This window comes from Micromonospora citrea (assembly GCF_900090315.1).
In the GTDB taxonomy this organism is placed as follows: Bacteria; Actinomycetota; Actinomycetes; order Mycobacteriales; family Micromonosporaceae; genus Micromonospora; species Micromonospora citrea.
Window position 1 is genome coordinate 4792409 of record NZ_FMHZ01000002.1, and the last position, 24861, is coordinate 4817269.

30 protein-coding genes are annotated in these 24861 nt (G+C 72.9%); 14 read left to right on the plus strand and 16 right to left on the minus strand.

The features are described from left to right. Nucleotides 1-22: 22 nt before the first annotated feature. The 3 genes from GA0070606_RS21980 to GA0070606_RS21990 form a co-directional block, all read right to left on the minus strand. On the minus strand, nucleotides 23-991 hold the full coding sequence (locus tag GA0070606_RS21980; RefSeq protein ID WP_091103667.1) for a carbohydrate ABC transporter permease: 969 nt from the start codon (nucleotides 989-991) through the stop codon (nucleotides 23-25). A gap of 1 nt (nucleotide 992) precedes the next feature. Next, a complete protein-coding gene (locus GA0070606_RS21985) occupies nucleotides 993-2042 on the minus strand; it encodes a carbohydrate ABC transporter permease (RefSeq protein ID WP_091103670.1) in 1050 nt (349 codons plus the stop codon). 66 nt (nucleotides 2043-2108) lie between these two features. Further along, the gene (locus GA0070606_RS21990) at nucleotides 2109-3449 is read right to left on the minus strand and encodes an ABC transporter substrate-binding protein (RefSeq protein WP_091103673.1); all 1341 of its coding nucleotides are present in this window, start codon (nucleotides 3447-3449) and stop codon (nucleotides 2109-2111) included. A gap of 246 nt (nucleotides 3450-3695) precedes the next feature. Between GA0070606_RS21990 and GA0070606_RS21995 the strand changes: the two genes are divergently transcribed. Then, nucleotides 3696-4469 (plus strand): M23 family metallopeptidase, encoded by a 774-nt coding sequence (locus tag GA0070606_RS21995; RefSeq protein WP_091103676.1) that lies wholly within the window; start codon nucleotides 3696-3698, stop codon nucleotides 4467-4469. 64 nt (nucleotides 4470-4533) lie between these two features. Here GA0070606_RS21995 and GA0070606_RS22000 read toward each other — a convergent pair whose 3' ends face one another. The 5 genes from GA0070606_RS22000 to GA0070606_RS22015 form a co-directional block, all read right to left on the minus strand. Further along, entirely contained in the window at nucleotides 4534-5028 is a 495-nt protein-coding gene (locus GA0070606_RS22000) for a TspO/MBR family protein (protein WP_091103679.1), read from the minus strand. Between the two features lie 158 nt (nucleotides 5029-5186). Then, nucleotides 5187-5330, minus strand: a complete 144-nt coding sequence (locus tag GA0070606_RS32635; protein ID WP_018786997.1) for a GPGG-motif small membrane protein — start codon at nucleotides 5328-5330, stop codon at nucleotides 5187-5189. Next, entirely contained in the window at nucleotides 5321-6097 is a 777-nt protein-coding gene (locus tag GA0070606_RS22005) for a metallophosphoesterase family protein (RefSeq protein ID WP_091103681.1), read from the minus strand. The genes GA0070606_RS32635 and GA0070606_RS22005 overlap by 10 nt, the downstream gene beginning before the upstream one ends. Before the next feature lie 9 nt (nucleotides 6098-6106). Further along, the gene (locus GA0070606_RS22010; RefSeq protein WP_091103684.1) at nucleotides 6107-6382 is read right to left on the minus strand and encodes a hypothetical protein; all 276 of its coding nucleotides are present in this window, start codon (nucleotides 6380-6382) and stop codon (nucleotides 6107-6109) included. Beyond that, the gene (locus tag GA0070606_RS22015; protein ID WP_091103687.1) at nucleotides 6379-6963 is read right to left on the minus strand and encodes a nucleotidyltransferase; all 585 of its coding nucleotides are present in this window, start codon (nucleotides 6961-6963) and stop codon (nucleotides 6379-6381) included. The genes GA0070606_RS22010 and GA0070606_RS22015 overlap by 4 nt, the downstream gene beginning before the upstream one ends. Nucleotides 6964-7118: 155 nt before the next feature. On the opposite strand from GA0070606_RS22015, the gene GA0070606_RS22020 reads away from it, so the two are divergent. Beyond that, complete coding sequence (locus GA0070606_RS22020) at nucleotides 7119-7844, plus strand: dTMP kinase (RefSeq protein WP_091103690.1); 726 nt, start codon at nucleotides 7119-7121, stop codon at nucleotides 7842-7844. 17 nt (nucleotides 7845-7861) lie between these two features. Here the strand turns inward: GA0070606_RS22020 and GA0070606_RS22025 are convergent, their stop codons facing one another. Next, nucleotides 7862-8554, minus strand: a complete 693-nt coding sequence (locus GA0070606_RS22025; protein WP_091103693.1) for an SDR family NAD(P)-dependent oxidoreductase — start codon at nucleotides 8552-8554, stop codon at nucleotides 7862-7864. Between the two features lie 267 nt (nucleotides 8555-8821). Here GA0070606_RS22025 and GA0070606_RS22030 point away from each other — a divergent pair, with 267 nt between their 5' ends. The 3 genes from GA0070606_RS22030 to GA0070606_RS22040 all read left to right on the plus strand — a co-directional run bounded on the left by GA0070606_RS22030 (nucleotide 8822) and on the right by GA0070606_RS22040 (nucleotide 12121). After that, a complete protein-coding gene (locus tag GA0070606_RS22030) occupies nucleotides 8822-9736 on the plus strand; it encodes a MurR/RpiR family transcriptional regulator (protein ID WP_091103696.1) in 915 nt (304 codons plus the stop codon). Then, nucleotides 9733-10689, plus strand: a complete 957-nt coding sequence (murQ, locus tag GA0070606_RS22035; protein WP_091103698.1) for an N-acetylmuramic acid 6-phosphate etherase — start codon at nucleotides 9733-9735, stop codon at nucleotides 10687-10689. Before GA0070606_RS22030 ends, murQ begins: the two co-directional genes overlap by 4 nt. A 442-nt stretch (nucleotides 10690-11131) precedes the next feature. Further along, entirely contained in the window at nucleotides 11132-12121 is a 990-nt protein-coding gene (locus GA0070606_RS22040) for a sigma-70 family RNA polymerase sigma factor (protein ID WP_176737563.1), read from the plus strand. A gap of 67 nt (nucleotides 12122-12188) precedes the next feature. On the opposite strand, the gene GA0070606_RS22045 is transcribed toward GA0070606_RS22040, so the two are convergent. Then, nucleotides 12189-13163, minus strand: coding sequence for a C40 family peptidase (locus GA0070606_RS22045; protein ID WP_091103704.1), 975 nt, complete (start codon nucleotides 13161-13163; stop codon nucleotides 12189-12191). Between the two features lie 497 nt (nucleotides 13164-13660). Between GA0070606_RS22045 and GA0070606_RS22050 the strand changes: the two genes are divergently transcribed. Beyond that, a complete protein-coding gene (locus GA0070606_RS22050) occupies nucleotides 13661-14188 on the plus strand; it encodes a DUF6232 family protein (protein ID WP_176737389.1) in 528 nt (175 codons plus the stop codon). Between the two features lie 5 nt (nucleotides 14189-14193). On the opposite strand, the gene GA0070606_RS22055 is transcribed toward GA0070606_RS22050, so the two are convergent. Further along, nucleotides 14194-14523, minus strand: coding sequence for a DUF3817 domain-containing protein (locus GA0070606_RS22055; RefSeq protein WP_091103707.1), 330 nt, complete (start codon nucleotides 14521-14523; stop codon nucleotides 14194-14196). Between the two features lie 26 nt (nucleotides 14524-14549). Then, nucleotides 14550-14999 (minus strand): SURF1 family protein, encoded by a 450-nt coding sequence (locus tag GA0070606_RS22060; RefSeq protein ID WP_091103710.1) that lies wholly within the window; start codon nucleotides 14997-14999, stop codon nucleotides 14550-14552. A gap of 120 nt (nucleotides 15000-15119) precedes the next feature. On the opposite strand from GA0070606_RS22060, the gene GA0070606_RS22065 reads away from it, so the two are divergent. Genes GA0070606_RS22065 through GA0070606_RS22075 form a run of 3 tightly spaced genes read left to right on the plus strand, consistent with a single transcriptional unit; the run spans nucleotide 15120 to nucleotide 16336 of the window. Next, nucleotides 15120-15443 carry a DUF6158 family protein gene (locus tag GA0070606_RS22065; protein ID WP_091103712.1) on the plus strand — a complete coding sequence of 108 codons (324 nt, stop codon included), beginning with the start codon at nucleotides 15120-15122 and terminating at the stop codon, nucleotides 15441-15443. Beyond that, nucleotides 15443-15763: an SRPBCC family protein gene (locus tag GA0070606_RS22070; protein ID WP_091103715.1), complete on the plus strand. Its 321-nt coding sequence runs from the start codon at nucleotides 15443-15445 to the stop codon at nucleotides 15761-15763. The genes GA0070606_RS22065 and GA0070606_RS22070 overlap by 1 nt, the downstream gene beginning before the upstream one ends. 36 nt (nucleotides 15764-15799) lie before the next feature. Further along, the gene (locus GA0070606_RS22075; RefSeq protein ID WP_091103717.1) at nucleotides 15800-16336 is read left to right on the plus strand and encodes a DUF1360 domain-containing protein; all 537 of its coding nucleotides are present in this window, start codon (nucleotides 15800-15802) and stop codon (nucleotides 16334-16336) included. 82 nt (nucleotides 16337-16418) lie between these two features. Here GA0070606_RS22075 and GA0070606_RS22080 read toward each other — a convergent pair whose 3' ends face one another. The 3 genes from GA0070606_RS22080 to GA0070606_RS22090 form a co-directional block, all read right to left on the minus strand. Then, nucleotides 16419-16628 (minus strand): hypothetical protein, encoded by a 210-nt coding sequence (locus tag GA0070606_RS22080; protein WP_091103720.1) that lies wholly within the window; start codon nucleotides 16626-16628, stop codon nucleotides 16419-16421. Nucleotides 16629-16725: 97 nt separating this feature from the next. Further along, a complete protein-coding gene (locus GA0070606_RS22085) occupies nucleotides 16726-16965 on the minus strand; it encodes a hypothetical protein (RefSeq protein ID WP_091103723.1) in 240 nt (79 codons plus the stop codon). Between the two features lie 462 nt (nucleotides 16966-17427). Beyond that, nucleotides 17428-18525, minus strand: a complete 1098-nt coding sequence (locus tag GA0070606_RS22090; RefSeq protein ID WP_091103725.1) for a 3-deoxy-7-phosphoheptulonate synthase — start codon at nucleotides 18523-18525, stop codon at nucleotides 17428-17430. Nucleotides 18526-18922: 397 nt separating this feature from the next. On the opposite strand from GA0070606_RS22090, the gene GA0070606_RS22095 reads away from it, so the two are divergent. The 5 genes from GA0070606_RS22095 (at nucleotide 18923) to GA0070606_RS22115 (ending at nucleotide 24075) form a co-directional block, all read left to right on the plus strand. Further along, a complete protein-coding gene (locus tag GA0070606_RS22095; RefSeq protein ID WP_141721755.1) occupies nucleotides 18923-20773 on the plus strand; it encodes a protein kinase domain-containing protein in 1851 nt (616 codons plus the stop codon). A 16-nt stretch (nucleotides 20774-20789) separates the two neighbouring features. Then, nucleotides 20790-21389: an FHA domain-containing protein gene (locus GA0070606_RS22100; RefSeq protein WP_218106037.1), complete on the plus strand. Its 600-nt coding sequence runs from the start codon at nucleotides 20790-20792 to the stop codon at nucleotides 21387-21389. Between the two features lie 133 nt (nucleotides 21390-21522). Further along, a complete protein-coding gene (locus tag GA0070606_RS22105; RefSeq protein WP_141721757.1) occupies nucleotides 21523-22506 on the plus strand; it encodes a hypothetical protein in 984 nt (327 codons plus the stop codon). Beyond that, entirely contained in the window at nucleotides 22503-23702 is a 1200-nt protein-coding gene (locus GA0070606_RS22110) for a S8 family peptidase (RefSeq protein ID WP_091103734.1), read from the plus strand. Before GA0070606_RS22105 ends, GA0070606_RS22110 begins: the two co-directional genes overlap by 4 nt. Before the next feature lie 157 nt (nucleotides 23703-23859). Next, on the plus strand, nucleotides 23860-24075 hold the full coding sequence (locus GA0070606_RS22115; RefSeq protein WP_176737390.1) for a hypothetical protein: 216 nt from the start codon (nucleotides 23860-23862) through the stop codon (nucleotides 24073-24075). On the opposite strand, the gene GA0070606_RS22120 is transcribed toward GA0070606_RS22115, so the two are convergent. Continuing rightward, nucleotides 24042-24782 (minus strand): phosphodiesterase, encoded by a 741-nt coding sequence (locus GA0070606_RS22120; protein WP_091103736.1) that lies wholly within the window; start codon nucleotides 24780-24782, stop codon nucleotides 24042-24044. The genes GA0070606_RS22115 and GA0070606_RS22120 overlap by 34 nt on opposite strands. Nucleotides 24783-24861: the final 79 nt, after the last annotated feature.

Genomic DNA, 24861 nt, shown 5'->3' on the forward strand with positions numbered 1-24861 from the left:
GACCGGCGGCGGCGGAGCGGCGTCAGCCCTTGACGCTGCCGGCGAGCAGGCCCCGCACGAAGTAGCGCTGCAGGGACAGGAAGACGATCAGCGGTACGACGATCGAGACGAACGCGCCGGAGGTGAGCCGCTGCCACTCGTTGCCCCGGGTGCCGGCCATCTCGGCCAGCCGGACGGTGAGCGGGGCGGTCTCGTTGCTGCCACCGGCGAAGATCAGCGCGACCAGCAGGTCGTTCCAGACCCAGAGGAACTGGAAGATGCCGAACGCGGCCAGCGCCGGGGTGATCAGCGGCAGGACGATGGAGCGGAAGATCTTCGGGTGGCTGGCCCCGTCGACCCGGGCGGCCTCCATCAGGTCGCCCGGGAGCTGCGAGATGAAGTTGTGCAGCAGGAAGACCGCGAACGGCAGCGCGAAGCAGGTGTGCGCGAACCACACCTGCGCGAACTTCTGCTCGTCGACCAGGTCCCAGGCCGGCATGACGGTCACCCCGGCGATGGTGACGCCGGTGGAGAAGAACTTCAGCAGCGGCACCAGGGCCATCTGCAGTGGCACGATCTGCAGCGCGAAGATCGCGATGTACATCCAGTCCCGCCCCCGGAAGTTGATCCAGGCGAGCGCGTACGCGGCCAGGGCCGCGAAGGCGAGCGGGAAGAGCACCGACGGGATGGTGATCGCCAGCGAGTTGATGAAGTAGCTGGCGAGCTGCCCGGACGACGAGGAGCGCCCGAACAGCACCTCCTGGTAGTTCTCGAAGGTGAACTGCGGGTCGGTGAAGAAGGTCCACCACCCGGTGCTCTTGATCTGGTCCTCCGGCCGGAACGACGAGATGAACAGGCCGAAGGTCGGGATGGTCCAGAGCATCGCGATGACGATCGACACGAGGGTCGCGGTGCGGCTGTTGAGGCGCTTGCGCACCCGGGCGGCGGTGGTGGACGTACGGCCGTCGGTCTTCTGGGTGCCGGCGGCGACGGTGGGCGTTGCGGTGGTCATCTCAGCCCTTCCGCTGCTGACGGATGTTGCGGATCTGGTAGATCACGATCGGCACCACCAGGACGAACAGGAAGACCGCCAGCGCCGAGCCCTGCCCGTTCTGGCCGTACCGGAACGCCTGGTTGTACATCTCGTTCGCGATCACGCTCGTTTCGTAGTTGCCGTTCGTCGCCGTCCGCACGATGTCGAAGACCTTGAGGGTGGCGATGGACAGCGTCACCACGACGACGATCAGCGCCGGCCGGATGCTCGGCATGGTGATCTGCCAGAACATCTGCCACGGGGTGACCCCGTCGAGGCGGGCGGCCTCCACGATGTCGGCGGGGATGGCCTTGATGGCGGCGGAGAGCACCACCATCGCGAAGCCGGCCTGGATCCACACCATGATGACGATCAGCAGGAACGTGTTCAGCGGTGACTCGAGCAGCCACTGCTTCGGCTCGCCGCCGAGGCTGACCACGATCTGGTTGAGCAGGCCGATCTGCTCCTGGCCCTCGCCCCGGTACGCGTAGACGAACTTCCAGATGATGCTGGCGCCGACGAAGGAGATCGCCATCGGCAGGAAGATCAGCGACTTGGCGACCGCCTCGAACCGGGCCTTGTCCACCAGCACCGCGTAGATCAGGCCGAACGCGGTGGCCACCAGCGGGACCAGGAGCACCCAGATCAGGCTGTTGACCAGGACCCGGACGATCGAGCCCTCGGAGAACATCCAGCCGTAGTTGCGCAGCCCCACCCAGCCGTTGCTGTTCGCGTCCATGAAGGAGAGCATCGTGGTGCGGATGGCCGGCACCACCAGCCCGATGGTGAGCAGCAGCAGCGTCGGCAGCAGGAAGAACAGCGCGAGGAGCCCCTCCCGCTGCTTCGGACGGCGGGGCAGCGGCGCGCCGTTCGCGGAGGCGGCGACGAGCTGCGCCTCCCGCCGACGGGCGAACCAGGCCGGCACCACGTCGAGGAGCAGGAGCAGACCGCCCACCACCGCGACGAAAGCGATCAGCCCGTACATCAGCATGAGGAACTTCGGCTGTTCCTCCGCGAAGTCGAACTCCATCGACCCTCCCAGGTCTGGATTTGCCGGTGGGCCGGCCCGCGTCCGCGGACCGGCCCACCGGTCAGATCACTTCCAGCTGCTCTCGATGCCGTCGAGCACCGTCTTGGTGTCCTTGCCGTTGATCCAGTCGACCATGCCCTTCCAGAACGTCCCCGCGCCGACGGTCGCCGGCATCAGGTCGGAACCGTCGAAGCGGAAGACCGTGCTCTTGTCCTGCAGGATCTGGACGGAGAGCTTGTCGATCGGGTTGGCGACGTTGGCCAGGTCGAGCTTGTTGTTCGCCGACACCCAGTCACCGATCTTGGCGCGGCTGTTGGCGTACTCGCCGGAGGCCAGGTAGGTCTGCACCGCCTGGACCTCGGGGCGGTCGGCGAAGGCCGTGACGAACTCGCCGCCGCCCAGCACCGGCTTGCCCTTGGCCGCGTCGATGGCCGGGAAGTAGAAGGCGAAGACGTCGCCGTCCTCGGCCACCTTGGTGCCCTGCGGCCACTGGTTGGCGTAGAAGGACGCCTGCCGGTGCAGCGCGCACTTGCCGGTGGTGATCGGCACGCCGGCCTCCTGGAAGGAGGTGGTGGCGATGCTCTTCACGCCGCCGAAGCCGGCGTTGACGTACTTGTCGTTCTTGAGGATGGTGCCGGCCTTGTCGACGGCCTCGACGACCTTCGGGTCGTTGAACGGGATGCCGTGGGTGGTCCACTGGTCGTAGACCTCGGGGGTCTGCGTGCGCAGCATCAGGTCTTCGATCCAGTCGGTGGCCGGCCAGCCGGTGGCGTCACCGGACTCGATGCCGGCGCACCACGGCTTGGTGCCGCTGGCCGCGATCTTGTCGCTCAGGGAGATGAGCTCGTCCCAGCTGGTCGGGACGGTCCAGCCCTTCTCCTTGAAGGTCTTCGGCGAGTACCACACGAACGACTTCACGTTGGAGCCGAGCGGGGCGCCGTAGAACTGGCCGTTGACGGTGCTGTACTTCAGCCAGTCGGCCGGGTAGTTCTCCTCGGCCGTCTTCTTGGTCTCGGCGCCGGCGGGCTTGAGCTTGCCCGAGTCGACGAAGCGCTTGAGCAGCCCGGGCTGCGGGATGAACGCGAGGTCGGGGGCGTTGCCGCCGTCGACGCGGACGCCGAGCTGGGCCTCGAACTCGCCGCTGCCCTCGTGGTCGATCTCGACGCCGGTGCAGGTCTCGAACTGCTTCCAGGACTCCTCGAGGCGGTCCTCCTCGATGTCCCGGATCGACGAGTAGATCGTGACCTTCTTGCCTTCGATGTCGCCGTACTTGTCGTATGCGGCGCACTCCGCGGAGCCCGCGGCGTCACTCTTCTTGTCGTTGCCGGTGCCGCAGGCGGTGGCGCTGAGCGCCAGCCCCAGTACGCCGGCGATCGCGAGAGCCTGGCGTGATCTGGCAAACGCCATGCCGTTCTCCTTCCTTGCCGGCGCGTGGGGGAATCGAACCCGCGCCGGTCCGATGGGCGTCCCCACATGTAAGCGCTTGCATCCGGCCCGGTCCACCCCGGGCCGGACACGACCGAGTAACAATCCGGAAACCCGGCCGCCGTCGCGTGGGCACGCTCCCATATGAGTCCGGACATCTTTTCAGGAGTGGCGATTTCTGTCACGCTGGGGGCAGTCATAGAAAGATTTCAACATGGGAGGTTGTGGATGCGTAAGCGATGGCTCGGCTTGTTGGCGACGGGTCTGTTGGCGGTGGGCGTGGTGCTCCCGGCGGCCCCGGCGATGGCCGCTCCCACGTTCAAGGTGCCCTTCCCCTGCGGGCAGTCCTGGTCCGGCCAGACGAGGACCGGCCACAGCCCGGCGTACGCGGTGGACTTCAACCGCACCGACGACCTCGGCGACCCGGTGGTGGCCAGCGCGCCCGGCACCGTCGACCGGGTCACGGACCTCGGCGGCACCAGCTACGGCAAGTACGTCCGGATCAACCACGGCGGCGGCTACAGCACCTACTACGCCCACCTCAACGGCTTCAACGTCTCCGTCGGCCAGACGGTCGGCTACGGCAAGGTGATCGGCTGGGTCGGCAGCACCGGCGGCTCCACCGGTCCGCACCTGCACTACGAGCAGCGCCTCAACGGCAGCGACATCCAGGTCCGCTTCAACGGCGCGCTCGCTCTCTACTGGGGCACGAAGACCTACACCAGCGACAACGGCTGCGGCAGTGCCGCCGGCTCCGGCACGGTCAACACCAACGGGACCGCGCTGACCGTCCGCTCCGGCCCGGGCACCGGGTACGCCGCGGTAGGCACCGTCGCCGACGGCACCAGGGTGACGATCTACTGCCAGACCAGCGGCACCAGCGTCACCGGCACCTACGGCACCAGCACCATCTGGGACCGGATCGGCAGCGGCCGCTTCATCGCCGACGCCTACGTCTACACCGGCCACGACGGTTACATCCCCAACGTGCCCCGCTGCTGAGCGGGTGCCGGGGCCCCGGCGTCTCGCCGGGGCCCCGGCCCGTCACCCGTCCCGGCGCGGCGGGTCAGCTGTTCAGGCGCCAGATGGTGAAGTTCAGGGCGGCGGCGAAGGTGACCCACGCCCAGTAGGGGAGCATCAGCAGCGTCGCCGGGCGGGAGAGCCGCCGGAAGAGGGCGACCGTCACGCCGATCGCCACCCACATCAGCAGGATCTCGGCGAACGCCAGGCCGTACCGGCCCGCGCCGAAGAAGAGCGGCGTCCAGACCGCGTTGAGCACCAGTTGCGCGATCCACGCCCAGAGGGCCGGGCCGAAGCCGATCCGCCGCCAGACCAGCCAGCCGGCCACCGCGATCATCGCGTAGAGCACGGTCCAGACCGGCCCGAAGAGCCAGGACGGCGGGGCCCAGGAGGGCTGTTCGAGGCTGGCGTACTCCGCCGTGGTGCCCCGCACGCCCAGCCCGCCGACGGCGGCGGCGACGAAGACCGCCGCCCCGAAGCCGAGCAGCGCCCACCACTGCCGCGCGCCGTGCGTCCGCCCCGCGCTCCGAGACATCTCCATGGTCGAGATATCTCCCTTCCGGCGGCCGGTAAACCCGTCCCCGCCCCCCGGACAGCGAAACGCCGGGGTCGTCGCGTCCGGAGGCTCCTGTCGGGAGGACGGAGTTCCGGCCACGACGACCCCGGCGGGTCCTCGGGCGGCGGCGTCGAGCCGCCACGTCAACTGAAGATGCTGACACCACCCGGCCCGACCAGCAGGCCCACCACGATGAGGACGATGCCCCACAGGATCTGCCGGCGGAACAGCGCGAGGATGCCGGCGACCACGAGTACGACTGCGAGAATCCAGAGAATCAGCTCCATGGTCGCTGAGTACCCGAGCCGCCGACCCGGGAAACCTCCGGTTGATCGAGGTGGTCGCCCAGGTGGAAGACGCTGTAGGCCTGCTTGATCACGGGGTGGGCGACGTTGCGGACGCGTACCCCGCCGGGGGTGGTGCCCCGTTCGGTGCCGGCGTGCGCGTGCCCGTGCAGCGCGAGCGCGGTCGGCGCCGAGTCGATCGCCTGCCCGAGCTGGTACGACCCCAGGAACGGGTAGATCTCCAGCGGCTCCCCGGCGAGCGTGTCCGGCACCGGGGAGTAGTGGGTGAGCGCCACCAGCACGTCGCAGTCGAGGCTGTGCAGCGCCGCCGCCAGCGCGTCCGCGCTCTCGGTGGTGGTCCGGACGAACGCCTTCATCTCCGGCTCGCCGAAGTCGCTGGCGCAGCGCCCGGCGAAGCCGCCGCCGAACCCCTTGACGCCGGCGACGCCCAGCCGCCCGCCGGCACACTCGAGCACGACGCCGTCGCCCTCCAGCACCCTGATCCCGGCGTCCTCCAGCACCTTGACCACCTGCGGCACCTGGTCGCACTGGTGGTCGTGGTTGCCGAGCACGGTCACCACCGGCACGCCCAACCCGCCGAACTCGGTGGCCACGCACCGGGCCTCCGACTCCGTCCCGTGCCGGGTCAGGTCCCCGGCGAGCAGCAGCACGTCGGCGTGCTCGGGCAGCTCCTCCAGCGCCGGCCGGAACCGGCCGACCACGTCCTCGTCCAGATGCACGTCACCCACGGCGGCGATCCGGATCACCATGGAACCTCCTCAGGGCAGTTGCTCGATCTCCGTGGGCGCCTGCGCGCGGATCACCCCGATGTCGCTGGTGATCGGCACGTCCGGGAAACGCTCGGCCACCCGGCGCAGGATCTCCTCCCGCCGGTGCGGGCTCTCCACCTCGCCGTAGAGCACGAGGCCGCGCTCCCGGCGGACCACGGTGATGCCCTGCTCTGCCACGTCCGGGTCCTCGGCGAGCAGCCGGTGGATCTCCGCCTCGACGTACTCGTCGGGTGGCCCGGTGGCGACGTCGCGGTGCTCGGTCACGGTGTCCCCTCTCCCTGCGCGGCGCCGGCGTACGGCACCACGTCCAGCCGGTCCAGCAGCACCAGGAACGCCTCGGCGTACGGCGAGTGCTGCGTCTCCTTGCGTACCCGTTCCCAGTCGATCTGCTCCCGCAGCGAGCGGGCGAGCGGCAGGCCCCGGGCGAAGTCGCAGTAGTGCTGCGAGAAGCTCAGCAGCTTGTGCACCATCAACTGGGTGGCCGAGAGCACGGGCATGTGGATCGCGTCGACCGGCCGTACGACCGTGTCGGCGAACGTCTCCTCGGTCACCGGCGTCTCGATGGGCCGGTGGATGAGGTCGACCATCCGCCCGTCGTCGAAGACCTTGACCAGCCAGTCCTCGGGCGGGCGCTCGGCCGTGAAGCCCTCCGCGACCAGGGCCTCCAGCGCGCGCTCCACGTCGACCTCCCGGATGAGGAAGTCGACGTCGTGCTCGCTGGAGTGGCCGCCGTGGGCGTACACGGCGAAGCTGCCGCCGAGCGCGAAGGGAATCTCTTCCTGCTTGAGCACGGCGGCGACCTTCTTCAGCGTGTGCACCAGGCTCTCGTCCCCGCGCTCGGCCATTGGCATCTCCCGTCGTCGTGGTGGGCGGCTGATCCAACTCCGGTACCCGGCATCCCGGCGGGCCACACCTGGCAGGCGGCGCGGGTGGGGTCAACCCGGATGAGTCCGCACAAATCTCCGGGGAACGCGAGCGCGGGTCGGATAGCCTGGGCAAGGTGTCCAGATCACCGGAGGCACGGCGCGGCAGGGCCCGATTGCGCGCCGTCGCCCTGATCGGCATCGACGGCTCGGGCAAGACCACCCAGGCGCACCAACTCGCCGACGCGCTCACCGCGGCGGGTCACCCCGCCACCTACCATCGCAACGCCGGCGGGCGGCGCTGGCTCGGCCGCCTCGCGCACCGCCTCGGCCGCCCGGACGCGCAGCGCCTCGTCGGGCGCACCGGCATGCTGGCCGTGGAGTCCGCGCTGCGCTGGCTCGCCATCGCCGCCGCCCTGCTCGCCTGCCTGACGACCGGCCGGATCGCGGTGATGGACCGCTACTCCGCCTGCCAGTACGCGAGCATCCGCGCGCACGGGGGCCAGCGCTGGGAGCGGCTGGCCCGGTTGGGTTACCGGATCTTCCCGCGGCCGCAGGTGACCTTCCTGCTGGCGGTCGACCCGGCGGAGGCGTACCGGCGGATCGAGCAGCGCGGGACCGACCACGAGAGCATGCGCTACCTGACCGCCGCGGACGCCGCGTACCGGGCCCTGCCGGAATATCCGACCTTCGTCGTGGTCGACGCGGGGCGCCCGCCCGAGGAGGTGTCCCGGCAGATCCGGTCCCACCTGATGGGCTGGCTCGCCGCCGCCGACGGGGGTCGACCCCGCGCCGCCGCGATCCCGGCTCCCCAGGCGGTGGTGGCCGCGCCCGGGGTGGAGCCGGTCGCGGCGGGCGGCTGACGACCGGGGGCGACGGGTCAGGCGCGACCGTAGACCGGGATGCTGGCGCCGCTGGTCGGCGCGGACTCGTCGGAGGCGAGGAAGCGGACCACCGGCGCGATGTCGGCCGGCGTGACCCAGCGCGAGTGGTCGGCGGTGGGTTGGGCCGCGCGGTTCGCGGGGGTGTCGACGACGCTCGGCAGCACGGTGTTGCAGCGGACCCCGGCCGCCCGGTACTCCACCGCCACCGCGTTGGCGAAGGCGAGCACGGCGGCCTTGGCGGTCACGTAGCCCGCGGCGCCGGGAAAGGGCGCGACGGCCGCGCGGGAGGAGACGCAGACGACCGCGCCGCCGCCGGCCGCGACCAGGCGCGGCAGCGCCGCACGGGTGACGAGCAGGGTCGGCCGCAGGTTGAGCGTCAGCATCCGGTCGAACTCCTCGACCGGCGTCTCGTGCACCAGCCCGCCGCCGGCGTATCCGCCGACCAGGTTGACCACGGCCCGCAGCGGCGCCGCCGGGTCGTCGGCGGCCGCCGCGACCGCGCGCTCCGCGCCGGCCGGGTCGGTCAGGTCCGCGACCACTCGGACCGGCCCGCCCCCCGCCGGCTCCGTCGACGTCGGCCGCTCCCGCCCGGGTACGACCACCCGCCAACCCGCCTCAAGAAAGGCGGCGGTGACCGCCCCGCCCAGCCCGCCCGTTCCGCCGGTGACCAGCACACTACGATCCGCCATGCGCCACACGCTAGCGCCCTGAACCGCCGACGCTCGGTGCCGTCGGGGTGGCGGGGCGCCGCGAAACGCGGGAAGGTGGGGTGGTCTGTCCGGATCGGTGCCCATCTTGCGCGCCCGTCCGGCAGGGCCCAGCCGCCCTCCCGGGGGAGGCGACGGCACCGATGGGGTGGCACGCTGTGCGGAACCGGCGATCCCGGGCGGGCAGTGTTTTCCTCGACACGTGGAGTCATGGTTGACGCTCACGCCTCATGAAAGTAAGTTTCATCCGTGGCGAAGAGTCCGAAGATTTCTGCGAGTCACGAGCCGGGTGGGCTGATCGTCCACATCAGCGGCCTGCTCCCGTCGTTGTCGCCGGCCGAGCAGCGGGTCGCCCGGCTGGTCGTCGCCGACCCGGCCGACGCCGCGCGTCGGACGATCACCGACCTCGCCACCGCCGCCGAGACATCCGAGGCGACCGTCATCCGGTTCTGCCGGTCGGTCGGCATGGACGGCTATCCACAGCTTCGGATCCGGCTCGCCGCCGAGGCCGCCCGCCGGGTCGAGCCGCCGGACGCCCGGGTCGTCGGCGGTGACATCCCGCCCGGCGCCGACCTCGCCCAGATCATCGCCACCATCGCGTTCAACGACGCGCGCGCCGTCGAGGAGACGGCCGAGCAGCTCGACCCGGCGATCTGCGAGCAGGTCGTCGAGGCGATCGCGGGCGCCGGCCGGATCGACGTCTACGGCGCCGGCGCCAGCGGCTTCGTCGCCTCGGACTTCCAGCAGAAGCTGCACCGCATCGGCCGCACCGCCTTCTACTTCCCCGACGTGCACACCGCGCTGACGTCGGCCGCTCTGCTCGGCCGCGGCGACGTCGCGGTCGGCATCTCGCACACCGGCACCACCTCCGACGTCATCGAGGTGCTGGAGCAGGCCCGGGCCCGGGGCGCGGCCACGGTGGCGCTGACCAACTTCCCCCGCTCGCCGATCACCGAGGTGGCCGACTTCGTGCTCACCACGGCGGCCCGCGAGACCACCTACCGCTCGGGCGCGATGGCGAGCCGGCTGGCCCAGCTCACCGTCGTCGACTGCCTCTTCGTCGGGGTGGCCGCGCGGAACCGGTCCCGGGCCAGGAAGGCCCTGGAAGCCACCGCCGAGGCGGTCCAGTCGCACCGCGTCGGCTCGGGACGGAGGCGGGCATGACGGCCGAGGCGGTCGAACCGCACGACGTGACGGCCCCGGTGGCGGCCCGGCCGGTGATCCGGGTCGGCGCCCCCACGGAACGGCGCAACCCGCACAGCGCCGACCTCGACCTGATGTCGACCCGGGACGTCCTCGCCGTGATCAACGATGCCGACCGGCGGGTGCCCGGCGCCGTCGCCGACGTGCTGGACGAGATCGCCGCGACGGTGGACCTGGCGGTGACCGCGCTGCGCGGCGGCCACCGGGTGCACTACTTCGGCGCCGGCACGTCCGGCCGGCTCGGCGTGATCGACGCCGCCGAGCTCGCGCCGACCTTCAACTCGCCCCGCCACTGGTTCTGCGCGCACATCGCGGGCGGGCCGGACGCCATGTGGCGGGCCGTCGAGGACGCCGAGGACGACGACCGGGGCGGTGCGGCCGAGGCCGCCGACTGCGTACGGGCGGGGGACCTGGTGGTCGGGCTCGCCGCGAGCGGGCGCACCCCGTACGTCCTCGGGGCGCTCGCCGCGTCCCGGGCCAAGGGCGCCTCTGCCGTGCTGCTCTGTGCCAACCCGGAGGCGGAGGCCGCCCGGTCGGTGGACGTCTTCATCGGGGTGGACACCGGCCCCGAGGTCGTCACCGGGTCGACCCGGATGAAGGCGGGCACGGCGCAGAAGCTGGTGCTGAACACCTTCTCCACGGCCGTGATGGTGCGACTGGGCCGCGTCTACTCGAACCTCATGATCGACATGGTGGCCACCAACGCCAAGCTCCGCGGTCGGATGATCTCGATCCTGATGGAGGCGACCGGCTGCTCGGAGGAGGTCTGCCGGCGGGCCCTCGCCGAGGCCGACGGAGACATGAAGACGGCGCTCGTCTCGCTCGTCTCCGGGGCGGAGATGTCGGCCGCCCGGGCTGCCCTCGCCCGCTCCGCCGACCAGGTCCGCGGCGCCCTGGCCCTCCTGGCGTCCTAGACCCGCCTCACCCACCGGGTCGCCCCGTCACGCGCGGAAGCCCCGCCGCGCGCCGGGCATGGATCCGCGGTGCGGATTGTTCATCTGGGCGTGGGGTATTACCACGGGTGTGGATGAACCGACCGGCCCACCGGCGCGTATCCGGCAGTGACGAGGATCGCAGCGCGGCGGTGAGCCGGGTCGCTGTGCCACCTGGGCGGGCGGTGTTGCCATTACCAGGGGCGGCGGCGACGCGTCGAGCCGCCGACCTCCGTGGTGCCCACCGGCGAGCAGCCACACCGAGTGCTGACAGCAAACGTGGACCGCGCTCTCAGCGGATTATCAGGCATTCGTGACACTTTCGACTCACGACATGGAATCCCCGACGCGTCTCATCTGTTGTGTAGGTGTCAGCACCGGCGGGCACAGCGGAAGTTACGGGGGAGGGCTGATGGACGTGGGGATGGCAAGGAACCGGGCAACCGGCGCGAGCGAGGGGACCGTGGGAAACGTGGACAAGAACATCGGCATGCGAACCGACGAGGTTGCCGAGGAGCGTGACCTGGTCGGCGTCTACCTTCACGAGATCTCCCGGACGCCACTGCTGGACGCCGCCAAGGAGGTCGATCTCTCCAAGGCCATCGAGGCCGGCCTCTACGCCGAGCACCTGCTCGGCGAGGACCGCGTCCCCGCCGGTGTCGACCGGGAGGACCTGGAGCGACTGGTCGCCGAGGGTGAGCGGGCCAAGGACCTGTTCATCCGGGCCAACCTGCGACTGGTCGTGTCGATCGCCCGCCGCTACGTGCGCTCGGGCATGCCCATGCTGGACCTGATCCAGGAGGGCAACACCGGCCTGGTGCGGGCGGTCGAGAAGTTCGACTACGAGCGCGGCTACAAGTTCTCCACCTACGCGACCTGGTGGATCCGTCAGGCCATCAGCCGGGCGATCGCCCAGCAGGAGCGTACGGTGCGCCTGCCGGTGCACCTGGTCGAGGACGTCAACCGGATGCGCAACGTGGCCCGGCAGCTCACCCGTGAGCTGGGCAGCGACCCGGAGCCGGAGCAGATCGCGGCGGCGCTCGGCGTCACCGTCGAGCGGGTCAACGAGCTGGTCCGCTGGTCGCAGGACACCGTGTCGCTGGACACCCCGGTGGGCGACGACGGCGACACCAACCTCGGCGACCTGGTCGCCGACAGCGACGCCCCGTCACCGGAGGAGATCGTCCTCACCGGCCTGGAGCGGCAGCGGATCGAGGGACTGCTCAACCACCTCGACGACCGGTCGGCCGGCATCATGCGGGCCCGCTACGGGTTGGAGGACGGTCGGGAGCACTCCCTGACCGAGGTGGCCTCGCGGTTCTCGCTCTCCCGGGAGCGGATCCGTCAGCTGGAGATCCAGGCGCTGGGCCGGCTCCGCGAGCTGGCCCGGGCCGAGGGGCTCCAGGCGGCCTGAGCAGGTAGCGACCACGGCGAACGGCCGGCGCCCGACAGGGGCGCCGGCCGTTCGCCGTGTCCGCGGGTCAGCGGACCCGACCGTAGCCCTGGATGGGCATCAGGTTCATGCCCCGCTTGAGCACGTTGCGCCCCGCGCTGGGCGCGTCGATCACCTGGCCGCCACCGACGTAGAGGCCCACGTGCCCGAGGCCGCTGTAGAAGACGAGGTCGCCGGGGCGCAGCTCGGCACGGCTGATGTGGGCCACGGCGTCCCACTGCATCCGGGTGTTGTGCGGCAGCGACTTGCCGGCCGCCCGCCAGGCCGCCGAGGTCAGGCCCGAGCAGTCGTAGCCGTTCGGCCCGTCGGCGCCCCAGACGTAGGGCTTGCCGAGCGCGCCGTAGGCGTACCGGACGGCGACGCCGGCGCGGCCGGAGATCGCCGGGGCGTCGTCCGCGCTGTCGGGCCGGGCGGCCGGCTTCTCGGTGGCCCGGCCGTACGCCTGGCGGCGCAGCTCGTAGAGCTCCGCCAGGTCGCCCTCGATCCGCTTCTTCGCGGCGGTCAGTTGGCGGGCCTGGGCGGCCTGCCGGCTCAGCGTGACGTCCAACCGGGTCTTCTCGTCGAGCAGCCGGCGCTGGTTGCCCGTGAAGTTCGCGATCTTCTGCTGTCGCTGCCGGGTGAGCTGGTCGAGCATGCCGAGCCGGTCGAGCATGGTCTCCGACCCGCCCGGGCGCAGCAGCGCCTCGACGGTGGTGAGGTTGCTGCCGGTCTTGTACGCGGTCACCGCCATCTCGCCGACGTCCGCCCGGCTCCGCTCGGTCTCCTCCTCCAGCGGGCCGATCCGGCTCTGCACCCGGGCCACGGCCGCCTTGTTGGTCTTCATCTCCTCCCGGAGCTTGTTGTACGCCTCGACGACGTGTTCCAGCTCCGTGGAGGACTTCTCGATCCGCCGGGTCAGTTCGGCGGGGGACGGTTCGGCCCGGACGGGCACCGCGGGCGCGACCAGGGCGGCCGACACCGCGGCGACGAGCAGGGCGCGCAGCGTGTTCCTGAGGGACGACAAGAGCGGAAGGCTCCTCTCCCATCGGCCGCCGCGGGCTGCTGACGCCCCCGGCGGCACCGGGCCGGTGCCGTCCTGGTGGACGGCGGGCGACCGGCCGGCCCGGACAACGTAACCCGTGGCGAGAGTGACCCGCAGTTGAAGCAGGGGCGAATGTTGGCAAAGTGGCGGGAAGCATCGTCCGGGCGGTTGACGGTGCGTGTCGGTCGGCTCGCCCCGTCGGGGCCTGATCGCCGATTACAAGCGCTTTGGGTCATTCGCGCCGTTCGTCGTTGTCGACTGATGCCGGTGGAGCATGAGTCGCCATGACCGACAAGACGGACATGGAGGTTCGACCTGGCGAGCCAGCAGGTCGGACGTCGCACCGGGCGGGCGGAAACCGGCGTACCGGGTGGCACGTGCGCCACACAATGAACCGCGGAGCCGGGAATCCCGTCGACCGGCATGGATGTGAGCCGTCGGCGGGCCGACCCCGGCACGCAGCCGCGGGAGGTGCAGCCATGGACCCTCAGCCCGCCACGACACGACAGGCGCGGTCGCCGGGGGCGACCGCCGGACGAAACACCCTGCTCTACGCCCGGCCCGGGATCATCGTGACGGTCGACCGGTTCACCGTCGGGCGCAACAGTTGGCCGGTGACGGAACTGACCCACCTGGAGACCACCCGCGGGCCGCACGACCGGGTCGCCGTCCGCGCCGTCGTGGTCACGGGCGCCATGCTCGGCGGGGTCGGGCTGCTGCTCGGCTTCACCGGCGGGCTGCAACGGCTGACCGCCGGGGCGTACCTCATCCTGGGCGCGGTGTTCCTGCTGCCCGTGCTGGTCGCGGTGGTGGGGGACCGGTGGCGGCCGCCGGCGTACGAGCTGTGGGGCCGCCGGCGGGGCGCGCAGGTGCTGCTGTTCAGCAGCGACGACGAACGGCAGTTCGGCCAGGTCACCCGGGCCCTGCGCCGGGCCCGGGAGATGAACCGCCACGGCGGCTGGGAGGACCCGCTCGCCTCGGCCGACCCGTGGCGGCCGAACCGGTAGCCGGCTCAGCCGGCGACCGGCTCCGGGGTGCGCTCCGCCCGGTCGGCGGTCACCCAGCCGCTGACCCGGCGCTCGGCGTAGAAGGAGACGAACGGCACCGTGCCGGCCAGCATGACCAGGACCATCCGCTTCAGCGGCCAGCCCGCCCGGCGGGACAGGTCGAACGCGGCCACCAGATAGAGCATGTAGAGGAAGCCGTGCGCCTGGCCCACGGTCTCCACCAGGATCGGGTTGTCGAAGCCGTACTTCATCGGCATGCCGATCACGACCAACAGGATCAGCGCCACGCCGACGATCCAGGCGATCACGCGGTACCGGGTCAGGGCTGCGCCCACCGTCGTCCGTCCTTCCGCGCCCGGCCTCAGCCGGGGTAGTCACCGGGCTTGGCGCCCGGATTGTCGTTCAGCCATTGCAGGTAGTGGTTGTAGGCGGCCAGGTCCGCGTCCTCGCCGCCGTGGACCGCCGCCGGCACCATCCGGGCGACCCGCACGGGCCGGCGTACGACCGGACGCGCCGGGGCGTCGGCGGGCCGCGTCCCGGCGGTGGCCTGCTCCGGCGCGGCCTGCTCCGGCGCGGCCTGCTCCGGCGCGGCCTGCTCTGGCCGGCCGCGCAGCGTGTGCCGGACCTCACGCCACCAGACGAACACCACGAAGCCCGCGAAGATCGGCCACTCGACCGCGTAGCCCCAGCTGATCGCGTTGCCGGCCGCGGCCCGGCTGACCTGCCACCAGCCCAGCCCCAGGAACCCGGCGACCAGCACGACCATGGCCACGTGGCGCGCGATCCACGCCGGGGTCCAGAGCCGTCTCATGGCATCGAGAGTACCGGGGCGGGCCGGGCTCTCCGACGCGGTGTCGTAGTGGCGGGATGGTTTGGTGCCACCCCCGGTGGGCATCCGTGTAGACGCCAGCCCAAGACGACCAGGGGGGCGATGATGACCGGAACGACACGGCAGGACGAGTTCGGCAGCCCGGAGCAGCGGATGCCCGAGTGGGACGGCGACCACGTCCACGACATGGCCTCCGGCGAGACGGACACCGACGGTGAGCTGCTCGGCGTCGACCCCGCCGAGCTGGGCGACGAGGACCTCGTCCGCGAGATGCACAGCCTGCACCGCACGCGGCTGGACACGCTGCGGCACGCGGCCGACTCGGCGCTCGCCAACCACCTGCGCCGCACGGCGGAACTGGAGACCGAGTACCTCGCCCGGCATCCCGGGCGCGAGGTCGACCCGAGCCGTCTGCGGGACGCCTGATGGCGCACGCCGAGCGCGGCATGTCCGCGCCGCCGGAGGTGGTGTTCAGCACCGCCACCGACCCCGACCGGGCGTCGGCGTGGCTGCCCGAAGCGCTGCGCGCGGACGGCAGCCCGGCGGAGGAGGTCAGCGCGGAGGAGTTGCGGGCCCGGTGGAGCGCCACCGGGGACTGGTCCGCCGAGATCCGGGTGGAGCCGGCCCAGGCCGGCGGCGCCCGGACGCGGCTCGACCTCACCGGCGCGCCGGACGCCGACCGGCTGGCCGGCGAGGCGCTGGACAGCCTCGCCCGCGAGGTGGCCGACAACCTGCAGGCCGGCTGAGCCGGGCCGCACGACCCGAGGAATCGAGGAGACCCGGTGACCGACGTGAAGGAGAAGGTGGCGCGGTTACGCCGGGCGTACGCGCCGCACGAGCACCGGCCGCTCGGCGGCTACCTGGTGTCGATGGGCGTCTACGCCGGCGTGGCGGGCGCGCTCGCCGGCCTGGTCAAGGTGACGGGCCGGCAGGTGCCCGACCGGCCCGCCACGGCCGACGTGGTGCTGCTCGGCATCGCGACCCACAAGCTCAGCCGGCTGCTCGCCAAGGACGCGGTGACCAGCCCGCTGCGGGCGCCGTTCACCCGCTACGACCGGCCGATCGGCAGCGGCGAGGTGATGGAGCAGGTCCGCGACCAGGGCAGCAGCACCCGCCACGCGATCGGGGAGCTGCTGAGCTGCCCCTTCTGCCTGGCCGTCTGGGTCGCCACCGGGCTGACCGGCGGGCTGGTGCTGTCGCCCCGGCTGACCCGACTGGTCGCCACCGCGCTCACCGCCGTGGCCGCCTCGGACTTCCTGCAGATGGCGTACGCGGTGGCGCAGCGCGCCGCCGAGGGCGGCGGACACGACGAGGAGTGAGGACAGGTCGAGCGGGAGCGAGGACGACGACGAAGGGGGGCCGGCACCGCCGGCCCCCCTTCGTGACGTCGAATGTCCGCGGTCAGGTCGGGGTGGTGCCGTGGTCCTCCCCGGCCCAGCCCCGCGACGCCTCCGGCTCGCGCTCGTCCTCGTCCTCGCCGGTGATGACATTACGGTCCACTGCCGTCGCGTCGTGCTCGTTGGCGAAGTCGGGCTCGGGCAGGGTGTCCGTGCCCTCGGGAGGTTGACCGAGCGCCGGCAGCTTCTCGTGCTGCTCCTCGTGGTGGGACATGTAGCTCTCCTCACTGCTCGTCGGCCGCCCGGCGCCCGGGAGGCCGCCCGGCCCACCGGCGGCGCGCCGTGGGCCGGCCGTGCGGGGGCCGGGGGCGTCAGGTGACCGATCCGCCGAGCAGGTCGGCCGCCTCGTCGACCGCGTACTCGCCCTCGGGCAGCGCCGAGATCCGGGTGAGCAGTCGCGCGGGCAGCTCGGCGGCGACGGCCCGGCGGTAGATGTCCGCCTGGCTGATCCGCTCCTGGCCGCGGTAGAGGTCCTCGAGCAGGTCGTCGAGGCGCCGGACGTCCGCCTCGTCGGTCGCGGGCGCTTCGGTCACGGGTGCGTCGTCGGTCACGTCGGGTCAGCTACCCGCGACCGAATCGGTCAAACGTCACCGTGCCCCGCCGCGGTGGCCGGCGCTCGGGGCGCGTCCGGCGGGCCAGGCGCCAGTCGGCGTTGCCGGCGCAGCCGCCGCTGGCGTGTGACGGCGCTCTTGGGCGTGGCCTGCGCAGCCGACCGGGCGTGTGACGGCGCTGATGGGGAGGCCGGCGCGCCGCCCCTGGCGTGTGACGGCGCTCATGGGCGGGGACGGAACACCGGCGGCGGGCGGCCGGTTGAGTCAGGTGTCGGTGTGTCCAGTGTCCCCGGGCCTCACCATATTGCCCTCGCGGAGTTCCGTCCGGCTGGAGCCGCGTCGCGCCACTCGCCGAGAGGCGACCTGCACACCGACACCAGCGACCGCCCCGGGCTCACGAGGCCCGGGGCGGCGCTGTCTCTGTCCCTCCGTCCCGTCCGGCGGGACGGGACGGAGCCGAGATCAGGCGGGGGCCGGTGCCGGGGTGCGGCGGCGGCCACGCACGGCGGCGGCCAGGTGGGTCAGGACCTCCTCCGTCGTCTCCCAGCCGATGCAGGCGTCGGTGACCGACTGGCCGTAGGTCAGCTCGCGGGTCGGATCGAGGTCCTGGCGGCCGGGGAGCAGGAAGCTCTCCAACATGATCCCGACGATGCCGCGTTGCCCGGCGGCGAGCTGGGCGGCCACGTCCGCCGCCACCTTCGGCTGGTTGCGGTGGTCCTTGCCGCTGTTGGCGTGGCTCGCGTCCACCACCAGGCGCTCGGGCAGGCCGGCTGCCCGCAGCAGCTCCAGCGCGCCGGCCACCGACTCCGCGTCGTAGTTGGGACGGCCGCCCCCGCCACGCAGCACCAGGTGCCCGTCGGCGTTGCCCCGGGTGTGCATGATCGCCGGCGTTCCGGAGACGTCGATGCCGGGGAAGACGTGCGGCACCCCGGCGGCCCGGATCGCGTCCACGGCGGTGCCGATGCTGCCGTCCGGGCGGTTCTTCATGCCGATCGGCATCGACAGGCCGGAGGCGAGCTGCCGGTGCACCTGGCTCTCGACCGTACGGGCGCCGATCGCCCCCCAGGCCACGGTGTCGGCGATGTACTGCGGCGTGATCGGGTCGAGGAACTCGCAGCCCACCGGCAGGCCGAGGCGCAGCACGTCGAGCAGCAGCGCGCGAGCCGTACGCAGGCCGCCGTTGACGTCGCCCGATCCGTCCAGCCCCGGGTCGTTGATCAGGCCCTTCCAACCCACCGTGGAGCGCGGCTTCTCGAAGTAGACCCGCATCACCACCAGCAGGTCGTCGGCGACCCGGTCGGCGGCGACGCGCAGCCGGCGGGCGTAGTCGAGCGCGGCGGCCGGGTCGTGCACCGAGCACGGGCCGACCACCACCAGCAGGCGGTCGTCGGCGCGGTCCAGCACCCGACCGACGGCGCGCCGGCCGGCCAGCACGGCCGAGGCGAGCGTGTCGTCCAGGGGCAGCTCGTGGTGCAGCAGGGCCGGGGTGGTCAGCGGCACGACGCGGTCGATCCGCTGATCGCTGACCCGATCGGTCTCCGGGGTCGTCACGGTGGGCATCCTTCCGCCGACCGTGCCCCGGGGCCGGTGCCCGGGTCGAGCCGGCTGCTCGTACGCAAAAGGGCAGGAACGAAAGCTCCTGCCCGGCCGGCTCGATGGGGTGACGTCAGATCATGGTGAAGTCACCGGCGTGCGAGCCGGCTGCCTAAACCATCGATACGAACGCGTCACGCGGCCCAGCCTACCCGACGGCCCGCGAACGTCCACCCGTCGTGACGGAAACGCTCCCCACGAACCCCGGCGGCGCCGGGGCCGCCACGACGTCCGCCGCGTGACCGCAGTGCCGGTAGCGTGGTGCGGCCCCCACCAGCGGGCCGTGCAGCCCGCGGACGGGGCCGATGAACAGGCCGAGTCGCTATCATCGCTCTCCGCAAGATCGACCCAGGAGGGTCCAGAGTTGAGCCGTCACGATGGCAGCGAGGGCGCCGGGCTGGACATCGGCGTTCCTGGGTGCGTGGCTGCCACGGAGATCGGTCGGGGCGGCTTCGGCGTCGTCTACCGGGCCTGGCAGCCGGCCTTCTCACGCACGGTGGCGGTCAAGGTGATCGCGACGGACTCCCACAGCGCGGACTCGCGCACCCAGTTCGTGCGCGAGGTCAGGGCGATGGGGCGCCTCTCCAACCATCCACACATCGTCACGGTGCACGAGGCGGGGCACACCGACGCGGGCAACCCGTACATCCTGATGGCCTACGAGGAGGGCGGCTCCGTCGCGGACCGCCTGGCCCGGGCCGCCGGCCCGACCGGCGCCCTGCCGGCGGCGGGCGACCCGCCGTGGGGCGAGGCCGTGGCCGGGGTGATCGCGGTCGCGGGGGCACTGGAGACGGCGCACCAGTCGGGCATCCTGCACCGCGACGTCAAACCCGAGAACATCCTCGTCTCGCGGTACGGCGAGGCCAAGCTGGCCGACTTCGGCCTGGCCCGGCCCCGGGACCCCGACGTCGGCCGGAGCCCGGTGGTGACGGCCACCGTGCTGCACGCCGCGCCGGAGGTCCTCAACGGCGGCGAGGCGTCGGTGGCCTCCGACGTGTACGGCCTCGGCTCGACGCTGTACGCCTGGCTCGCCGGACGGCCCGCGTTCGCGCCGCCGCGCGACCGCCCGCCGGAGCGGGTGGCCGCCGCCATCACCACCGACCCGGTGCCGGACCTGCGCGCTCGCGGCCTGCCCGAGCGGTTGTGCGCCGCCGTCGAGCGGGCCATGGCCAAGCACCCGCGGGACCGGTACCCCACCGCGGCGAGCTTCGCCCGCGACCTGCAACAGGTGCAGCGCGCCGCCGGCCTGCCCGTCACCAACCTGGTGATCGGCGACGTCGACCTGCCCGTCGGGTGGGACGAGACGCCGGGGGCCGCGCCGGCGGGGCGACCGGCGCTGTCGCTGAGCGCGCGGGCGCGGGCCGCCCGCGCGATGTCCGCCACGGTCGAGCGCCGGCCCTCGCCCCGACGGGCGTCCGGGCGGCGCCGCCGGCCGGTGGCGATCGCGCTCGGCGTCGTCCTGGCGGCGGTCGCGACGCTGACGGCCGGGGGCTCCAACGGCCTGCCCTCTCCGACGGCGGTCGACGTCAGCGAGGGCGTCGACTTCGGCGAGCGGGAGCTCAGCGCCGAGCCGCGCAGGGAGCGGGTGGTGGTCCGCAACGGCGGCGGCCGGTCGCTCGGGATGGACCGGGCCCAGCTCGACGGGGCGCACCACGGCGACTTCGCCATCTTTGAGGACGGCTGCACCGGGCGGTCGCTGCCCGCCGGTGACAGCTGCGCCGTCACGGTGTCGTTCATCCCGGGCGACGTCGGCGCCCGCCGGGCGGCGCTGCGGGTCGTGCACTCCGGGGGCGAGTACGTCGTCTCCCTCGTCGGGGCGGGCGTGCGCCGGCCCGCCAGCCGCGACGACGCCCCGCCGGGCCCCTGCTACGCGGACGCCCGCCAGGTCGGGCGGTCGGCGTTCGGGCACGTCGACGGATTGCGCGCGGTGTCGCTGAAGCTCTACCGGTCGGAACGGTGCGACGCCGTGATGGCCTACGTGTGGGTGTGGAAGCAGTACCGGGACAACGCGGGGGCCGACGGCACCTGGCGTATCGACCTCGAGATCGGCGCCGGGCCGGCCGGGAAGGGCGGCCGGCGTTCCGTGGCGGGCCAGCCCTTCGAGCTGTGGACCGAGCCGGTGCCGGTCGAGGGCGGCTGCGCGGCCGCGACGGCGACCCTCAGCGGCGGCGGGGCCTCGTCGGTCACCCTGAGTACCGTCCCCTACTGCGACTGACCAGGGGAGTGGACGGATGCACAGCTACTTCGAGCTGCACCACGACGAGAACGCCGCGATCGTTCCCGCCGTCGGCGACCTGCTGACCATCGGCCGTGCGCCCGAGAACGAACTGCGGGTCGACAGCAGGGAGGTGTCGCGTCTGCACGCCGTGGTGGAGCGCTACCCGGCCGGCTGGTGCATCCGCGACCTGGGCAGCACCAACGGCACCGAGGTCAACGGCATGCCCCTGCGGCAGGCGCGGGTCCTGCGCGACGGGGACCGGATCACCGTGGGGCCGGCGCGGCTGGTCTTCCGGGTGCCGGCCGGGCAGAGCAGCACGCAGACCGTCCCCACGGCTCCCGCGCTGGCGCCGCCGGAGCTGACCCGCCGGGAGCACGACGTGATCGAGGCGCTGTGCCGGCCGTTCGTCGTCGGCGGCACGCCGTTTCCCCAGGCGCCGCCGTTGCGCGCGCTGGCGACGGAGCTGGGCCTCAGCGAGAGCGCGGTCAAGAAGCACCTCGCGCACCTCTACGACAAGTTCGGGCTGCGGACCAGGGAGCAGCGCCGCAGGGCGTGGCTGGCCGGGGAGGCCCTCCGGCGCGGGGTGGTGGCGGCCGTCGAGTCGAGTTCCTGATCACCCCGGCGGCGGGTGACCGAGTGGACACCTTTTCTTCCCCCGCTAGTTTCTGCTGGCGCCCGTGACGACGCGAGTCGCCGCGGACGCCGTCGCGCAGGTACCAGCGACACAGATCGAAGAAGGTCCACTCGTGTCATCTCCCGTGCCACCTCCGTCGTACGGTCCGCCGGGGCCGGCCTATCCGCCACCGCAGCCGCCACCCCACCAGTACGCGCCGCAGCCGTCCCACCACCAGCAGGCGCCCCCGGCGCCGCAGCAACACGCGCCGTGGCAGCAGCCCCAGCCCGCGCCGTGGCAGCAGCCACAGCCCGCGCCGCAGCAGCCGGCGCCGTGGCAGCAGCCGACCGGAGCGGCGGCCGCGCCCCCCGCCGGCGTCCCGGCGCGCAAGGGCGGGGTCCGTACGGTGCTCGGCGTCCTGCTGATGGTGTTCGGCCTGCTGCCCCTGGCCGGCGGCGGGTTCGTCGTGGCCCACGCGTTCTCCAACTCACGGCAGGGGATGACCAACCCGCAGTTCCTCCCCAAGGCCTGGCACAACCTGCCCGCCGAGCAGCTCCTCCCGGAGCGGCTCGGCAGCCACCAGTTCGCGCACGCCTGGTCACGGCAGGGCGTCGACACCACGTCGTCCTGCGAGAAGGCGGGGCTGAAGGCGAACCTCGCCAAGGCGGTCCGGGACAACGGCTGCAAGGCGGTGCTGCGGGCCACGTACGTCGACACCAGCGCCACCCACGTGGCCACTCTCGCGCTCATCGTGCTGAGCACCCCCCAACAGGCCAGGGACCTGCACCTGGAGTTCGACCGTGCCGCCGGCGACCCGGGTGAGCTGGTCGAGGCGTACCCGGTGCCCGGCACGCCCGCCGCCGGCTGGAAGAACTCCCACCGCGCCGGCGTGGCGGTCTACCAGTTGAGTCCCCTCGTCACGGACCAGCCCTACCTGGTGGCGGTCAGCCTCGGTTACGCCGACGGTCGGGCCGTGCCCAGGCTGCCGCAGCCGTGGACCCTGCCCGCGCCCGGCAGCGCCAACGAGCACAGCCTCGACAGCGAGGCCACGTACCTGATCGACCAGTACAGACACACCCTCGACGTGACGCTTCGCGGGAACGAGGAGGAGGAATGAGCCGGCTCTGGACGAAGGAGGCGGCCGTGGGCCTCGTCGTGGCGGGCACCGTGCTCCTCGGTCCCGCTCAGGCCGCCTGGGCCGCGCCCGCGTGGGAACTGCGGGCCATGTCGGTGCCGGAGGCATGGGCGGTCTCCCGGGGCGACGGCGTCACCGTCGCGGTGATCGACTCCGGCATCCGCACCGGGCACGAGGCACTCAAGGGCCGGGCGACGGAGGGCCCGGACATGCTGAACGAGAACGACAAGGACGCGCCCTACTACGGGAGGCACGGCACCGCCATGGCGTCGCACGTCCTCGACGTCGCCCCCGGGGCCAAGGTGCTGGGCCTGCGCACGATCCGGGACGACGGCGACCCGAAGCTCGACGAACGCCAGGAGGGCTTCGGCCAACCCACGGGGGGCAGCGAACCGAACGACCCGTACGCGCTGGCCATCGCCAAGGCGGTCGACCTGGACGCCGACGTGATCTCGCTGTCCCTCGGCACCGACGACCTGGCGTTGTTCAAACGCTCGACGGCCCAGGCCGCCGCCATCGCGTACGCCACCTCCCGCGGCATCCCCGTGGTGGCGTCGGCCGGCAACTCCGGCGACACGGGCAACGGCGTCAGCTATCCGGCGAACTACCCGGGCGTGATCGCGGTGGCCGCGTCGAACAAGGCCGGCGCACGTGCCGACTTCTCGACCGTGCACAGCTACGTCGACGTCGCCGCGCCGGGTCAGCAGGTCGCCGCGGCCGACATCCGGGGTGGTCGCTCCAGGGTCAGCGGCACGTCCTCCGCCGGGGCGCTGACCGCCGGGGTGGTCGCCCTGATCAAGTCGAAGTACCCGGACCTCGCGCCGCGCCAGATCGAGCAGGTGCTGATCCGGACCGCGTCCCGCTACGACGAGGGCCACGACCCGTTCCGCGGGTACGGCCTCGTCGACGCCGAGGCCGCGCTGAAGGCGGCCGGGGCGCTCAAGCCCGAGCCGGCGACGCTGCCCGCCACCCGCTACGAGGGCCCCGCCCACTTCGGTCCCGGCGACGACGGCACGCCGCTGAACGTGAACCAACCCCTGGAGAAGGGGATGCTCGCGCTGGGCGGCGGTGTCGCGGTGCCGGGGGTGCTGGCGATCCTGGGCGGCGTACTGCTGCTGCTGAGCGGGCGCCGGGCCCGGCGTCGGGCCGGCGGCGCCGGGACGGGCGGCGGGGGGTAGCCCCCGCGACCGTCGGGCCACCGCCCGACGGTCGGCCCGCTGCCGCGCACGGTCGCGTCCGGGCGCCCGGTGTCCCCGACGACGGGGCCCGGTCGCCACGGGGTCGGACGCGACCGTGCGGGCGTGCCCGCCGCGCCGGCGGGGTATGTGGGTGGGCATGAGTCACGAGCAGAGCGACCAGGAACGGGTGGAGTCCCGCGCCCACCTGCTGCCCGAGGAGGCGGCGGTCGGCAGCGACGATCCGCAGGCGCAGGCGGACGCCATCCTCGAGGAGTCCGACATCCGCGAGGCCGACCGCAACGCCGCCCCGGACACCGTCCTGGAGCGGCGCACCTCCGATCAGACGGTGACCCCCATCGAGCCCCCGGACTGAACCCGGGCCCCGCGCACCCGCTGCGAGGCCGGGTAGGTGTGCTCCCGCAGCCACGCGAGCGGACCCGCCGCCCGCAGGCCCGGCGGCAGGTTGCCGATCGGGTCGAAGGCCAGCTCGGCGTCCTCCCGGGCGCCGAGCTGGTCGCCGATACCGACCTGACCGAACGGCCGCCACGGCCCGACCGCGGACGCGACCGCCAGCACCAGCCGGGGCGCGGCCGCCCGGGCCGCGGCGGCCACCTCGGCCAGGCTGCGGCCCAGGTCGGGCGACTCCGGGTCGGCCAGCGCGGCCAGGAACAGCCGCCGCCGCCCGGCCCGGAAGGACATGATCGTGCTGTACGTCCCGGAGAAGCGCCGCCGGGGCAGCGGCAGGTTCCGCAGCACCGGCGCGGCCCCGCTGGAACTGACCAGCAGGTCGAACGGCCGGTCGGGATCCCGGTGCAGCCGCACGGCCAGCCCCAGCACGTCGGGCCAGCCGCCCGGCGTCGGCACCCCCTTCGACAGGCGTACGGTCGCCCGGAAGTGCGCCGGGTCGTCCAGCAGCGGGACCCCGGTCGGCGGTCCCGGCACGCCCCACACGGTCACCTCCCCGGCGAAGGAGCGGCCGGCGGGGTGCAGCAGGCGGGCCCGGCGGAGCCGGGTGAGGGCTGCGGTCGCACGATCGACCACGACGGCGGCCCGGTCGGTCACGGTGGCGGCAGGCGGCATCTCCCCCCGGTACCCGGCCGTGCGCGGTCGATGCCTCGCGCCGCGCCGGGTCCCCGCGCTCGCGGCCCGAGCGGCGGTG